The organism is Micromonospora rhizosphaerae (genome assembly GCF_900091465.1).
Classification (GTDB): Bacteria; Actinomycetota; Actinomycetes; order Mycobacteriales; family Micromonosporaceae; genus Micromonospora; species Micromonospora rhizosphaerae.
Map to the genome: position 1 here is coordinate 1,269,539 of NZ_FMHV01000002.1, position 14,107 is coordinate 1,283,645.

General features: G+C 71.0%; 7 protein-coding genes. 2 read left to right on the forward strand and 5 right to left on the reverse strand.

Features of this window, described 5'->3' with window-relative positions; translation table 11 throughout:
• Positions 1 to 16 precede the first annotated feature (16 nt).
• Positions 17 to 1,207, reverse strand: a complete 1,191-nt coding sequence (gene mycP / locus GA0070624_RS06195; RefSeq protein WP_091337447.1) for a type VII secretion-associated serine protease mycosin — start codon at positions 1,205 to 1,207, stop codon at positions 17 to 19.
• Positions 1,208 to 1,356: 149 nt separating this feature from the next.
• On the opposite strand from mycP, the gene GA0070624_RS06200 reads away from it, so the two are divergent.
• Positions 1,357 to 4,257, forward strand: coding sequence for an SseB family protein (locus tag GA0070624_RS06200; RefSeq protein WP_245718675.1), 2,901 nt, complete (start codon positions 1,357 to 1,359; stop codon positions 4,255 to 4,257).
• Positions 4,254 to 4,619 (forward strand): hypothetical protein, encoded by a 366-nt coding sequence (locus GA0070624_RS06205; RefSeq protein WP_091337449.1) that lies wholly within the window; start codon positions 4,254 to 4,256, stop codon positions 4,617 to 4,619. Before GA0070624_RS06200 ends, GA0070624_RS06205 begins: the two co-directional genes overlap by 4 nt.
• Before the next feature lies 1 nt (position 4,620).
• Here the strand turns inward: GA0070624_RS06205 and GA0070624_RS06210 are convergent, their stop codons facing one another.
• From GA0070624_RS06210 to GA0070624_RS06225, 4 genes are all read right to left on the reverse strand, one after another.
• Complete coding sequence (locus GA0070624_RS06210; RefSeq protein WP_091337450.1) at positions 4,621 to 5,553, reverse strand: alpha/beta fold hydrolase; 933 nt, start codon at positions 5,551 to 5,553, stop codon at positions 4,621 to 4,623.
• Between the two features lie 159 nt (positions 5,554 to 5,712).
• Positions 5,713 to 8,154 (reverse strand): immune inhibitor A domain-containing protein, encoded by a 2,442-nt coding sequence (locus GA0070624_RS06215; protein WP_091337452.1) that lies wholly within the window; start codon positions 8,152 to 8,154, stop codon positions 5,713 to 5,715.
• A 262-nt stretch (positions 8,155 to 8,416) separates the two neighbouring features.
• Complete coding sequence (locus GA0070624_RS06220) at positions 8,417 to 10,720, reverse strand: immune inhibitor A domain-containing protein (protein ID WP_091337455.1); 2,304 nt, start codon at positions 10,718 to 10,720, stop codon at positions 8,417 to 8,419.
• 376 nt (positions 10,721 to 11,096) lie between these two features.
• Positions 11,097 to 13,793 (reverse strand): immune inhibitor A domain-containing protein, encoded by a 2,697-nt coding sequence (locus GA0070624_RS06225; RefSeq protein WP_245718676.1) that lies wholly within the window; start codon positions 13,791 to 13,793, stop codon positions 11,097 to 11,099.
• Positions 13,794 to 14,107 lie beyond the last annotated feature (314 nt).

A 14,107-nucleotide genomic window follows, 5' to 3' on the forward strand; every position in this document is an offset into this window, starting at 1 on the left:
GGCCAGGCCGCCCAGGTCAGGCCGGGCGCCAGCGCCGGCGATGCCCCTTGGGCAGCACCACGGCCAGCAACACCGCGACCGTCGCAGCGGCCCCGGTGGCGGCGGCCACCAGCAGCGCTCGCTGCCGGGCCTTCTCCCGCCGGGCCTGCTGCGCGGTGGCGGCGGGTTCGACGCGGTCCACCGCGAGGGCCGCTGCCCGGCGCGGCCCGCCGGCCACCCGCCCCGGCGCCTCGGTGACCGCGCGATACGGATTCAGCACCCCAGAGCCGTAGCCGCCGTGCCCGGGGGCCGGGTCGCTGCTGTCGACGATCCGCCGCGCCACCTCGTCCGCGGTCAGCCCCGGGCGGTACTGCCGGACCAGCGCCGCGGTGGCCGCCACGAACGGCGTTGCGTAGCTCGTCCCCTCCGCCCGCTGGTGCCCCTGCTCCGGGGCGGCCATCAGCACGTCGCTGCCCGGCGCGACCAGGTCGACGTACGGGCCGGTCTGGGAGAAGGGGGCCCGGCTGCCGTCCGCCCCGATCGCGCCCACGCCGAGCACCCCGTCGTAGGCGGCGGGGTACGGGCGGGGGTCGCCGCTGTCGTGCAGGTTGCCCGCGGCGGCCACCACGACCACGTCCCGGCGCGCCGCGTAGGCGATCGCCTCCCGGACTGCCGGGCGGTCCGCGTAGAGCACGACGGAGAGGTTGAGCACATCGGCGTCGTGATCCACCGCCCAGCGGATCGCCCGGGCGAAGTCGGCCGCGTCGACCGTACGCCCCGACTCCCGCCCCTCGAGCACCTGCTGCTCGCTGACCCGTACCGGCAGTATGCGGGCGTCCGGGGCAAGCCCCTGGAACGCGACCCCGGGGCGCGGCGCCCCCGCGATGATGCTCGCCACCCCGGTGCCGTGTCCGGCGCAGTCCCGGGTGCCGTCACCCCCGGGGTCGAGGAAGTCGGTGCCGTGGAGCACCCGTCCGGCCAACTGCGGGTGCCGACGGTCCACCCCCGAGTCGATCACCGCCACCACCGTTCCGGACCCGGTGGCCAGCGGGGCGAGCCGGTCCGGGGCGTACCGTTGCTGCGGCCAGGGTTGGTCCGCCACCGGGCGAGCCGGCGCGGGCGGCGCGGAGCAGGCCGGTGCCGCCCGGGCCGCCGACGGCGCGGCCGGCAGGACGCCGAGGACCGCCGCCAGGGCGGCCAGGGCTGGGCGCGCGGTGGGCCGGGGCATCGACCGCCTCCGTATCGTGTCGACTCCGGAACGGGATGTTATCGCCTCATTCGCGGGCCGGTGGACCGCCGATGGCCAGCCATGATCTTGTCACCACCTTGTAGGTTGTACGCGATGCCTGTGGCCTGTTCGCGAAAGGAGAGGTGGCCGTGACCGGATGGGAGCCGGCCACCGAGGCCGAGGTGGCGATGCGGGACGCGCTGCGCGCCCAGGACCAGGAGCTCTACTTCCGCATCCTGACCCGCGTCGACCTGCTGCTGCCGGTCTCCGCCCAGGCGCTCGCCGGGCAGGCGCCGATGGGGTGGGGCACCTGGTCCACTGGCGGGCGGACGCACGTGCTGGCATTCACCTCCGCCACCGCGTTGCGTGCCTGCCTCGGTGAGAGCGCCGGCACCAGCCGCCGCATCGCCTTCGCCGACCTGGCCGCCGACTGGCCCAACCACGAATGGTGGCTGGCGGTCAACCCGGGCCTGCCCATCGAGGGCTACCTGCCCGCGTGGTTCGTCGCGCAGCTCTCCCGGGGGGACGTCCGGCTGCCCGGCCGCACCATGGGCGCCCGCGCCCGCCTGGCACGGGCCGAGACGGCCGCCCGGGCCCAGGCCGGCACCACCGCGTCCGGTCAGGACCCGGCGCCGGCCCCGGGCGCGCCCGTCGTCCCGGCCCCGGGTCGGTCCGTCCCCATTGCGCCGGGGGAGCCGTCGACCGTGCCCCCGACGGCCCCTACCGCGCCGGCCCGGTCCCCGGTCCAGCCCACGGCGACCCCACCGTCGCTTCCTCCTGCGGCGGCCGCGCCGACCCGGCCTCCGACCCCGGCAGAACGGCAGCCGGATCCGCCGGCGGCCGACCAGCCCCTGCGCGTGCCGGCGTCCGCCCGGGTGACGCCCATCCGCCCGACCGAGGGCGTCGGGGACGCCGTGCCCGCCCGCCGGGCGGATGGTCCGGCCGAGGTCGATGCGGCCCCGCCCCGTCCGGCCATCGACACCGGAGCCGGCCGGCCCGGCGGGCCGGGCACCAGCCTGCCCGCCGCCGAGCGGGGCGGGAGCCGGTCGTTCTTCGAGCCCGCGTCGGGGGGCTCTCTCCGCCGCGGGTCGCCGCTCGACCAGCCGTACCGGGCCGGTGAACGGGCCGTGCCGCCGTCCCTTCTCGGCCGGGGCGGCCAACCCTTCCCGCGCCGTCGACCGCTGAACGAGCCGGTGCCGGAGGAGCCGACCCGGGCGTTCCGGTTCGACCCTCCCGCAGCGGAGACGACGCAGGCGCTTCCGCACTCACGCCCCGAGTCGCTCGCCGAGGAGCCGACCCGGGCCATCCGGGTCGACGCGCCGGCCGAGGAGACGACGCGGGCGTTGGCCCCGCCGCGCCGCGAGCCCGTCTCAGAGGAGCCGACCAGGGCGATCCGGGTCACCGGCCCGGCGGCCGGCGACGAGGCCACCCAGGCGCTGCCCCGCCGTCGCCCCCCGTCAGCCGAGGTGCCCGAGGCGGACCAACGGACCGAGCAGCTGCCTGGTCCGTCTGGCCGCACCGCGCACTTCGCCGCCCCCGAGCAGCCGGAGGAGCTGCCCCCGTCGATCGCCGAGCCGGTCTCCGGGCCACCCGCGCAGCGGCGCACCTTCTCGCCGATCGTCATCGAGGGCACGGTCATCGAGTCCCGCGACCTCACCGAGACCGAGGCGGTTCGCCCCGCCGCTCGTACGCCGTGGGCCGAGCGGCCGCCCCGCACCAGGTCGGCGGGCACCGACGGGGTGGCCCCCGAGCCGTCCGCGGTGCCGACCGCCCCCGCGGCCTCCGCCCAGTCGGCGGCCTCGGCGACGCCGACCGCGTCGCCGGTCGACGAGGAGCCCACCGCCCCCCAGGCCGGCTCTGCCGCGACCGTGTTGCCCGCCGCCGAGCAGACCGTCTCGCTGGGTGCTGAGCGGACGGTGTCGCTGGGTGCTGAGCGGACGGTGTCGCTGGCCGCGCGGGACGTGCCCGCGACGCCCCGAGCGGGCCAGCAGGTGCCGGTCGAGGCCGCCCGTCCCGCGTCGGCCGACGCCGTCGGCCCGACCCCTGCGGCCGGGAGCAGCGGGCGGGAGGAACCGGCGCCGGCCGACTTCGTGCCGGCGAACGAGGTCGAGGAGGACCTGCTCGGCGCGGCGGGCAGCGGCAGCACCGACAGCTTCCTCTCCACGCTCCTGCTGGCCCGGGTACTGCTGCCGATCGCACCGGACTCGGCGCCGGGCAGCCGACCCGGCGAACCCGGTTTCGTCTGGCGGACCGAGGAGCTGGACGGCGAGCCGTACGTGGTGGTCTACACCTCGCCGGAGCGGCTCGCGGAACGGGCCGACGGGCCGGTCGAGACGGTGCGGGTCAAGTTCGTCCAGCTCATCCGGCGCTGGCCGGACGAGACCTGGTCGTTCGCGGTCAACCCGGGCACCCCGGTCGGGGCGAAGTACCCCGGCGAGCAGATCATCGGGCTGGCCAACTGGGCCGCCGAGGTGGGGCTGGGCGACGACCCGGAGAGCGAGCCGGAGCCGCCCGCCGCGGCGGAGCCGGCGAGCGCCCGGCAACCGGCGGCGGCCCCGGATCCGACCCGTCCGGTGACCATGCAGAAGGCGGTCGCCCCGAGTCAGCTCGCCTACTACCTGGAGCGGGGCTACGACCGGGTCTCCGGCTTCGTGCACCGGGCCAGCGAGCTGGCCCACCTCACCACCCCGGAGCAGTTGTACGACGCGCTCGGCCTCGGCCACCCGGACTCGCCCTTCTCCCGGGACGCCGAGGAGATCTACGTGATCCGCTGGCCGGCGCACCGGCCGAGCCTCTACCGCATCCCCTACGGCGGGCAGAACGAGGCCGCGATGCGCGCGATGGAGGGCTGGGTCATCGAGCGTCCGCCGTTCCGGGGCAACGGCTTCGCCCCGGGCGAGAGCAGCGACGTGGTCGCCGAGTTCAAGGTGGACAGCGCCCGGCTGCCGCACGGGGCGCAGCTCTGGCGGATCGGCGCGGACGGCACCGAGCGGGTGATCGCGATCCTGGACAGCGACGCGCTGCTCTGGCGACAGGTCGGTGAGGCGTGATGCGCGACGGTTTCGTGGCCCGCTGGCAAGGGCGGGAATACCAGGCCAGCCCGGACGGCGACGACGTCCGGCTCTACCAGTCGGAGCCGGGCGAGGGCTTCGAGGAGGTACGCCCCGGCCGGTACGTCCGGGTGGTGCCGGCGTCCGAGGTGGACGACCTGGCGTACGTCCGGACCACCTGCACCTGGCAGGGGCAGCCGTTCATCGTGCTGGGCGAGCACGAGGGCTGGCTGCGGGTGGAGTACACCGGCGGACGGTGGCCGGTCGTCCGTGAGATGGGCCTGGAGGCCTTCGACTTCGGCGTCTACCAGGGCTGGGCGCCGGCCAATCAGGTCGCCGACCTGCGCGAGCAGCGGGTCTGAGTCAGGACTTCGTCCAGCGCAGGATCTCGCCGAGCACCACGTCCTGCGCCTCCAGGTGCGGGAAGTGGCCGACCCCGTCGAGCAGCCGCCACTCGTAGGCGGCGGTGACGTACCGGCCGGAGCCCTGCGCGGTGCGCGCCAGGGAGGCGGTGTCCAGCGCGCCGTGCAGCTGGAGGGTCGGCGTGACCAGGGGCCTCTGCATCAGCCGGACGAAGCGGTAGCCGTGCAGCCGGAGCACCGACCGGAACGCCCAGCGGTAGCCCTCCAGCGCGCAGAAGGCCGCCTGCGGGATCTGCATCGCCTCCCGGCAGCACCGGGCGTACGCCTCGAAATCCGGGCCGTTCACCCAGCGGGGCCCACCCCAGCGGCGCAGGATCGCCTCCACCTCCGCGGCGCCGTTCCGGGTCAGCACATGCTCGTAGCGGGGTAGCTGGAACTTCAGCGTCGGGGTGGCGGCGGCGAACTGGCCGCGCGGGTCGGCGAAGATGGCGGCGCGCAACCGCAGCGGATGCGGCGCGCCGAGCACCACCAGCCGCCGGACCAGGGTGGGGTGGAACGACGCGGCCGTCCAGGCGATCAGGCCGCCGGCTCCGGTGCCGACCACGGTCGCCGACCGTTCACCGAGCGCCCGGATCAGGCCGGCCACGTCGGCGGCGAGGGTGTAACCGTCGTACCCCCGGGGTGGCTTGTCGCTGGCGCCGTAACCACGCAGGTCGACCGCGACCGCCCGGAAGCCGGCGTCGGCGACCGCCGGCAGCATCTCCCGCCAGGCCCACCAGTGTTCGGGGAAGCCGTGCAGGAAGAGCACCATCGGGCCGGTGCCGGCCTCCACGACGTGGAACCGGCTGCCGTTGGCGCCGACGAACCGGTGCGTCCACGGCCCCTCGGTCAGGACGCAGGACTCGTCGGCAGGTCCGCCACGGCGCTCGGTCATGTGCCACAGCCTAGGGCCCGGCGTCCCGACCACGACCTCGCAGGTGGCGGGGATCAGGGGAATGTCCGGGACGCGGGTCAGGGTCGCCCGCGGCCGGAAGCGGTGATGCCCGGGCAGGACTCCTGCCCGGGCATCACCTGCTGCTGATCCGACATCGGGTCAGGAGAAGCGGACCTTCACCGAGGTGCCGTTCTGCTCCAGCACCCGGATCTTCGTGCCGGTGGCCGGGAGCTTGACGCCGTGGTTCGGCAGCTCCGGGTACCAGTACTGCTGGGTGTCGTCGAACAGCGGCTGCCCGGCCTGGCCGCGGATGTACTGCGGCTGGCTGTTGATGTGCAGCGTGAACGAGTCCGCCTTCCGCAGGCTGAACGGCGCGTCGTAGACCTGGACCCGGGCCCGCCAGGGGCTGCCGGTCAGGTTGTAGATCGGCCGCGGGTGCGCGTCGATGATCAGGTTGCGACCCTCACCCGGGTGCTCGAACGTGTCGTTGTCCGCCCACCGCAGGTTCCAGTACGAGATCAGCAGGCCCTGCTGGTACGCGTAGTGGTCGACCCAGTCCGGCCGGCTGTTCAGGTAACCGAAGTAGTACGGGCCGGTCTTGAGGTACTGGTCGTACGAGACGTACGTCCGGTTGCCGGCGATGTAGTAGTTGTCGAAGAGCCGGGTGTAGGTCTCCTCGGCGATGCTCCACCCCGTGAGCGCCCAGTCGCCGGCGCCGTTCTCCGCGCCGTCGCTGAGCAGGGTCTGCCCGTCGGCGGTCACGGTGATGGCGTCACCGAAGAAGCCGCCGGCGGAGAGCCCGCCGTCGGTGAGGTAGTGGAACCGGAACTGCACGACCTTGCCGGCGAGGGCATCCATCGGGATGTTGATGTCCACCCACCTGCCGCCGCTGCTGCCGCTCAGCGCCGGCCGCGGGTCGGACGTCGAGACCGGCGGGAGGGCCTTGCCGTCGACCGTGCCGGGGAGCGCGCTCCACGTCTTGCCGCCGTCCAGCGACGCCTCGAAGAAGAGGTAGTCGAAGCCGGACTCGATGGAGTAGCGGCCCTTCATCGACAGCGCCGCCGCCGACTTCCCGGTGAAGTCGAGCGTCCTCGTCATGGTGTTGTCCAGGTCGTCGTCGTTGCCGGAGAAGTACTGCTTGGTGCCCTCGAACGGCTTGCCGTTGTTGAAGGTGTACTCCCGCTGCGGCAGCACCACCACGGCGGCCTGCGGCTTGCGGGAGTTGTACTCCTGCGGGCCGAGCGTCATGGTGCGCTTCTGCCCGGCCTTGACCACCTCGTAGTCCAGCCAGCCGAGCTGGAGCTTGTTCCACGCGCCCAGGTCGCCACCGCGCTCACCGATGCCGCCGTCGTTCTTGCCGCTGAGCCGGCTCTGGGCCATCAGGGTCCAGTGCTCGTTGTTGTTGTCCCCGCCGTTGAGGATGTTGTAGTCGTCCGGCAGGCCGAGATCGTGCCCGTACTCGTGGTAGAAGACGCTGCGGCCACCGTTCTCCGGCTGGATCGTGTAGTCGCGGATCCAGACGCCGGTGTTCCCGATCTCGGTGCCGCCGATCGGGAAGTTCGCCGGACCGGTCTGCGAGGTGTTGTACGCCGCCCAGCGGTGGCTCCAGATGGCGTCCTCGCCCTGGTGCGGGTCACCGTCGGCCTGGTCGCCGCCGGAGTGGACGATCTGGAAGTGGTCGATGTAGCCGTCCGGCTCGTTGAAGTTGCCGTCGCCGTCGTAGTCGAACCGGTCCCACCGGTCGAACGACTGCATGTCGGCCTTGACCTGGGCGTCGGTGCGGCCCTTGGCCTTCTGGTCGGCGACCCACTGGTTGGCGGCGTCCCGGACCAGGTCCCAGGTGTTCTGGCAGACGATGCTGTCGCAGACCGCCGGGTCGTTGGCCGGGTTGTCGGGCTGGTCGTCCGGGATCGGGTCGTTCGAGCGGCCGTACCGGGCCTCGTTGTACTTGACCTTCACCCAGTCGGTGACCATGCCGTCCACGGTGTACCGCCCGGACGACTGAGCCTCGTAGTACTGCTTGAGCGACTCGTCGCCCGGCTTGGTGCCGAAGTACAGCTGCCGGAAGTGCTCCGGGCTGTAGTCGGCCTGCCAGACGGTGGAGTTGTCCACCGCCCGGTTGGGCGCCGGGATTTCGTTGTGCCGCGGCCCGTCGAACCGGGTCGGGCCGGGGGTGTCCGGGTCGATGTCCTTGTCCGGGTAGGCGGGGTCCCGCTCGTCGCCGAACTCGGCGAGGATCACGAAGATCCGGTCGGTCCGCTCCCGGGCCAGCTCGACGTACTGGTCCTTCTTGCCTGCCCTGCCCGGTGCTGCGGTCCGGGCGCCGGCCGCGGCCGCCGCGCCGCCGGCGGTCTCGCCGACCTTGGCGACGGTGCTGCCGTTGATCTTCTGTGGCTTCGCCCGGCCGGACAGGACCTCGCTCAGGCCCTCCTGCCGCAGCGCGCGGCGCTTGTCCTCGAGCTTGTCCGGCAGATCGTGGTCCGCTTGAGCCTGCTCGGCAACCGACGGGGCGGCTGCCGGCAACGTCGACTGCGGCGCGGCGCTGGCGGTCGTGCCCGCCACCAGTCCCGTCGCCGTCAACGAAAGCCCGAGCAGACCCACTGCGACTTTGCGCACGTGAGTACCTCCGGTGTGAGGGGAGCCGGCCCAACGGGGGTACGGGCCGGCGGACGGTCCACTGTGGGGCCACTGGTGAAGATAGACACTCTTGCGACGGGTGTGAAGACGGCTGCGGCGATTTTGTTGCAGATCCTTGTCGGAATCGCTGCTCAGCGTCACATCCGCACCGATCGATCGCCTGCGCAAAGCGAGGGGCCGGTGGCGTCTCCGCCACCGGCCCCTCCGGACCTGTTGTGTTACCCGATCAGTTGGTGACCTTGACGACCATGTCGCTGGTCGGGGTGGTGCCCTGCTGGAGGATCTCGATCCGGGTGCCCAGGCCGGCCACCTTCACCGAGTTCCAGCTGTTCTCTCCGGTCCAGTAGCTGTTCGCCCGGGTGTCGTCGAAGACAGGCACCGGCGCGAGCTGCGGCACGGTCACCGGCTTGCCGTTCAGGTGGAACGTCTGGGCCGGCTTGGCGTACAGGCTGAACGTGGCGTCGTAGCCGTTACGCCGGTTGGTGAGGCTGCCCACCCCGTTGACCTTGATCGAACCGGGCCGGACGTCGACCGGCAGGTTCAGGCCGTAGCCCGGGTGCGCCGAGGTGTTGTTGTCGCCGTACGCGTAGTTCACGTACCAGACCAGGAGACCCTGGTGGTTCTGGAAGTGCTCCACGAAGTTCGGCCGGGTGTTGTTGAAACCGAAGTTGTACGGGCCGGTACGCAGCGTGTCGTCGTACCCGAAGTACGTCCGGTTCTCGGCGATGTAGAAGCGCGGGTAGACGCCGTGCACGGAGCCGTTGATCCGGCTCCAGCCGCGGGTCGTCGTCCACTCCGGCGACTGCGTCTCCGCGTCGTCGGTCCACGCCGTGACGCCGTCCTTGACCAACGAGATGTTGTCGAGGAAGACGCCGTTGAAGTGGATGCCACCGTCGGTCTCGTAGCGGTAGCGGAACAGCACGTTCTGCCCCGCGTACGCCGACAGGTCGTACGTCAGGTCGATCCACTTGCGCCCGGTGGCGCCGTCGATGCCCTTCTCGCCGGCGTCGATCAGCGAGTTGCCCAGCTGCGTCCAGTCCACACCACCGTTGGTCGAGACCTCGGCGTAGAAGAAGTCGTAGTCCTCTTCGGTGTCGATCTGGGCCTTGGCGGTGATGGACGCCGCCGTCGCCCCGGTCAGGTCGATCGAGCGGGTGAGCCGGCTGTTCAGGTCGTCGGCGCTGCCGCCCCACCACTCGTTCGAGCCCGAGTACGGGGTGTTGTAGTCGACCGTGGCCTCCTGCGAGGGCAGGTTGACCACGACGGCCTGGGCCTTCGGCCCGTCGCTGTCGCCGGCCGGCCCGAGCGTCACCTGGGTGGTGCCGCTCTTGTAGTCGACCGTCGAGTGGTTCAGCCAGCCGAGGTACAGCTTCGACCACGGGTCCATGTAACCCGGGGTCGACCCGATGTCATCGGTGCCGTGGCCGAGCCACGAACCCGACGCCATCAGGCTCCAGAAGCCGACGCCGTTGTCGCCACCGGCGGTGTCGTACAGGTCCGGCAGACCGAGGTCGTGGCCGTACTCGTGGGCGAAGACGCCCAGACCGCCGTTCTCCGGCTCCGTGGTGTAGTCACGGATCCAGAACCCGGTGTCGCCGATCTGCACGCCGCCGTTCTTGTTGAACGACGGGCCGCCCGGGGTCATCACGGCCCACCGGTGCGACCAGATGGCGTCCGCACCCTGGGCACCGCCGCCGGCCTCCTCGCCCTCACCCGCGTGCACCGCCTGGAAGTGGTCGATGTAGCCGTCGGGCTCGTTGAAGTTGCCGTCGTCGTCGTAGTCGTACCGGTCCCACTTGTCGAACTGGGTGAGGTACTGCTTGATCTCGTCGAGGCTCTTGCCGGCCGCGACCTGGGAGTCGTACCACGCCTTGAGGCTGTCCCCGACGAAGTTCCAGGCACCGTCGGACTCGGGGATGGCATTGCTGCCGTACCGGGCCTCGTTGTACGGCACGGTGACCCAGTCGCTGACGTCGCCGCCGACCGTGTACCGCCCGCCGGACTGCTTCAGGTAGAAGTCCCGGAACGACTCCTCGCCCTCACCGTAGAACATGTCCATGTAGTGCTGCCGGCTGAAGTCGGAGCGCCACAGGGTGCTGTTGTCGTCGGTGGAGCTGCCGTCCCAGTTGCGGTCCGGCTCGGGGATCTGGTTGACCGCCGGCCCGGGGGTGCCGCCGGTACGCGGGTCGGTCTTGTCGCCAAAGTTGGCCAGGATCGTGAAGATCGGGTCGACCTTCGGCGCCTGCTGGTACTCGACGAACAGGTCGTCCTTGACCTGGATGACCTTCGAGCCGTTGCGCGTCTGAAGCTTGGCCTTGCCCTGGAGCAGGTCGGCGATGGCCTGCTTCTTGACCTCCCGCTGCTGATCCGCGAGCGGGTCAGGCAGGTTGTCCTTGCGCTGTTGCTTCCCCTTGTCGGAACCGGGGGCCGTCCCGGCATCCGGGGCGCCGGAAGCCGGAGTCGCAACGACTCCCGCCGCCAGCAGCGCGGCCGCGGCCGAAGCCAGGCCGGCTGTGACTCGTCTCCTCAAAGGTCCTCCTCCTTTGTGGATCTGTTACATGACAGGACAGGCCGGAGCGAGGACTGTCATGTGATGCGTCCCTCACAATGGCAGAGGTTTGCATGGTTGTCACGGGTCAATTACTGAACGATCTTCCATCTTTCACCGACAAATCAGGATCAATGGGTGAGCCGGGCGAAGGGCCATTCACGTCACGTTTCAGTCACGATCACATAGCGTGACGGTGATTATGGAGTCCCCGTCAGGGAGCGTCCGGGGCCGAGAAAATGTCACACGGGATGTCGACCGGATATCCGCGGTGTAAGAAACGACGGGGCCCGCCCGGAGCAGTGTGCTCCGGACGGGCCCCGCCGGGTGTCCCGTCGTGCCCGACGGGCCGCTCAGGTCAGGGGGTCGCCGCGGTGACGTGCACCGTGGCGTACGAGTTGTCCTTCGCGGTCTTCAGGATGGTGATCGTGACGCCGTAGGCCACGTTCTGGTCGCCCGGGTCGCCCGAGCCCAGCACGGTGAACCCGAGGTCGGTGCCGTAGAGGCCCGTGGCCGGGGTGCCGTCCGGGTTGGTGATCCGGGTGGTGTACGGCGCGTTGCCCTGCGACGGGATCACCACCGAGGCGTCGGCGTCGCGGGCGTAGAGCCGCTGCTGGCCGTTGACGGTCCGCACCTCGAGCCCCGGGTACCAGCCCTTGGCGTCGGTGAAGGCCGGCACCCCCGGCAGCGACGCGAAGCTGGTGCAGTACTCGCTGTACGGCTCGCCCGCCGCCTCCAGGCACTCCTTGAAGGGGTACGTCGAGTTGAGCGAGAACGCCGCGTTGGAGGACTGCGGGCGGCTGTCCAGGTTGTCCCGAATCTCCGGGTCCTTCTCGGCCGCCGCGCCCTGCCGGCGCAGCGGCTGGTTGTGCGAGTCGACGATCATCAGCCCACCCTTGGCGCCGTAGCTCGGCAGCGCGGTCAGCTGCGCGGTGGCGTGGTTGACGTTGCCCCACGTGGTGTCCCGGTACCAGACCAGCATGCCGGGAGCGTTGTAGGAGAGCTTGTCGACCTTCCACGCCTCGTGCGAGTACACCGTGTCGTACGCGTACTTCAGGCCCTTGTCGAAGCCGTCGAAGTTGCGCCACTCCGCCAGGTAGTAGTGGGCCTTCACCGAGGTGCCCGAGTCGATGTGCCAACCCGCCCCGGTGGTGTCGGTCCAGGTGCCGCCGGTCTGGGTCCAGCCGTTGGCGCCGTTCTCGACGTCGTCGCTCCAGGTGGTGGCCCCGCCGCCGGTGACCGAGAAGTCGTCGGCGAACCAGCCGCGCTCCAGGAAGCCGGCGTCGGTCGCCTGGCGCAGCCGCAGCTGTACCGTCTTGCCCGCGTACGCCGACAGGTCGACGTAGTCGTGCCGCCAGCCGTGGCTGTCACCGGTCAGGCCGTACTTCTTGCTTTCCCGGCCTTCCCCCTTGCCGTAGTCGGCCATCCGGCCGTTCGGGTCGGAGTAGCCGTCGTCGGTGCTGACCAGCTTGCCACTGGCGTCGTAGACCTTCAGCTCGGACCAGTTCGCGCCACCGTCGGTCGAGACCTCGACGAAGCCGTAGTCCCAGTCCTCCTCAATGACGTAGTTGTTCCACATCCAGAACTTGGCGTCGGCCGCGGCCGGGACGGCCACCTCGCGGGTGAGCTTGACATCGGCCCAGTCCTGGTCGGCGCCGGCGTACCACATGTTGCCGCCGCTGTGCGGCTGCGCGATGGTGATCACCTTGTTCGGCAGGTTGATCTTGATGCCGTCCCTGGTGCCCACCGGGGTACGGGAGGTCTGGCCCAGCTGCACGTCCCGCGGGTCCGAGCCGGGGTTGACGTTCAGCGGGTCGGCCCAGCCGAGCACCCACTTGTCCCAGAGGCCCATGTGGGTCGGCAGCGCCTGGAAGACCTCACCGGAGTGCGAGCCCGAGGCCATCAGGTCCCAGAAGTCGACGTCCGAGTCGGCGTTGCCGGAGGTGTCGTAGAGGTCCGGCAGACCGAGGTCGTGGCCGAACTCGTGGGCGAAGACGCCGACGCCGGCGTCCTCCGGCTGCACGATGTAGTTCGACACCTTCAGTTGGGTGCCCGGGATGGTGTAGCCGCCGGCAACCGCCGAGGAGTGCGCCCAGACGGCGTACACGCCCTGGTCACCGCCGCCGCGCGACTTGCCCTGGCCGGCGTGCACCAGCACCAGGTGGTCGATCACACCGTCCGGCTCGAACACGTTGCCGTCGTTGTCCCGGTCGCCCTGGTCCTCGATGTCGTAGTCGGCCCAGGGGAAGTCCGGGTCCATCTTGGCCAGCGTGTCGATCGCGTCGGTCGCCAGCTTGCCCGCGCCGAGCGGGTTGTCCGGGTGTCCGTTCATCGACTGCATGCGGCCGGCGACCCAGTTGCCGTCCTCGTCCTGGAAGCAGCGGGAAGCTGCGTACCAGCCCTCGGAGTGCGGCACCTTGATCCACGGGCTGGCCTGCCCGTCGACCGTGTACGCACCCTTCGACATCTCCAGGTACATGTTGTGCATGGTCCGGCCGGCCAGGCTGATGCCCGGCTTGCCGTCCGGCCCGGTCAGGTCCGTGCGGACCCGCTCGGTGATGCCCTCCTTGGTGTAGAGCATCTTGTCGTAGTGCTGCGGCGAGAAGTCCGGTACCCACATCGAGTTGTTGTCCTCGTGCGGCAGGCTCGCCGGGTTCGGGATGTTGTTGTGCAGCGGTCCGTTCTGCACGGTGCCGGGGACACAGGCCCGGTCCTCGAAGACCGTCTTGGGCACCATGACGTTGGTGAAGTCGTCGTTCGCCTGGTCGTTGAACTCCACCAGCAGGGTCAGCAGCTTGGCGGTCTGGGTGCCCTTGGCCTGCTTGATCTGGCGCGGGTTCTGCCCGGTCTTGATCGCCTTGGCCTCGAGCTTCGCCAGCTGCTTGGCGGTCACCGGGTTGCCACCGGCGTACTTGCGGTCGAACGCGCGCGCCTCGTCGGCCGCCGACGTGTAGATGCCGTCCTTGCCCTTGACCTCGGGGCGCTTGTTGTCCGGCTGCACCGCAGGCTCGGAGTAGTTGATGTAGTACTCGTCCGATCCGATGGTGGCCTGCATCGGACCAGCGTTCTGTGCGGCAGCGCTGCTCGACACGGTCAGTGTCGTGGCCGCGAGCGCGATGGCGGGTAGCGCGACGAGTAGGCGCCGGCGCGACCCTGTTCGAGGGACGGCGTTTTGCATGCCACTCCAATTCATCGGGGCATGGGGGGAAATGCCGAAACCCGGCCCCCGCGGGACGGCGGAGTTGTCCGCTCGGGTTCGACCTGCGTGAACGTAAATCAGAAAGTTGTCGAATGACAAGAGGTGGGCCGCGGTGACTATCCGATCAGGTCGGCGGACGTCCACCGAAACGACGGTGGGTGGCGGTCCGT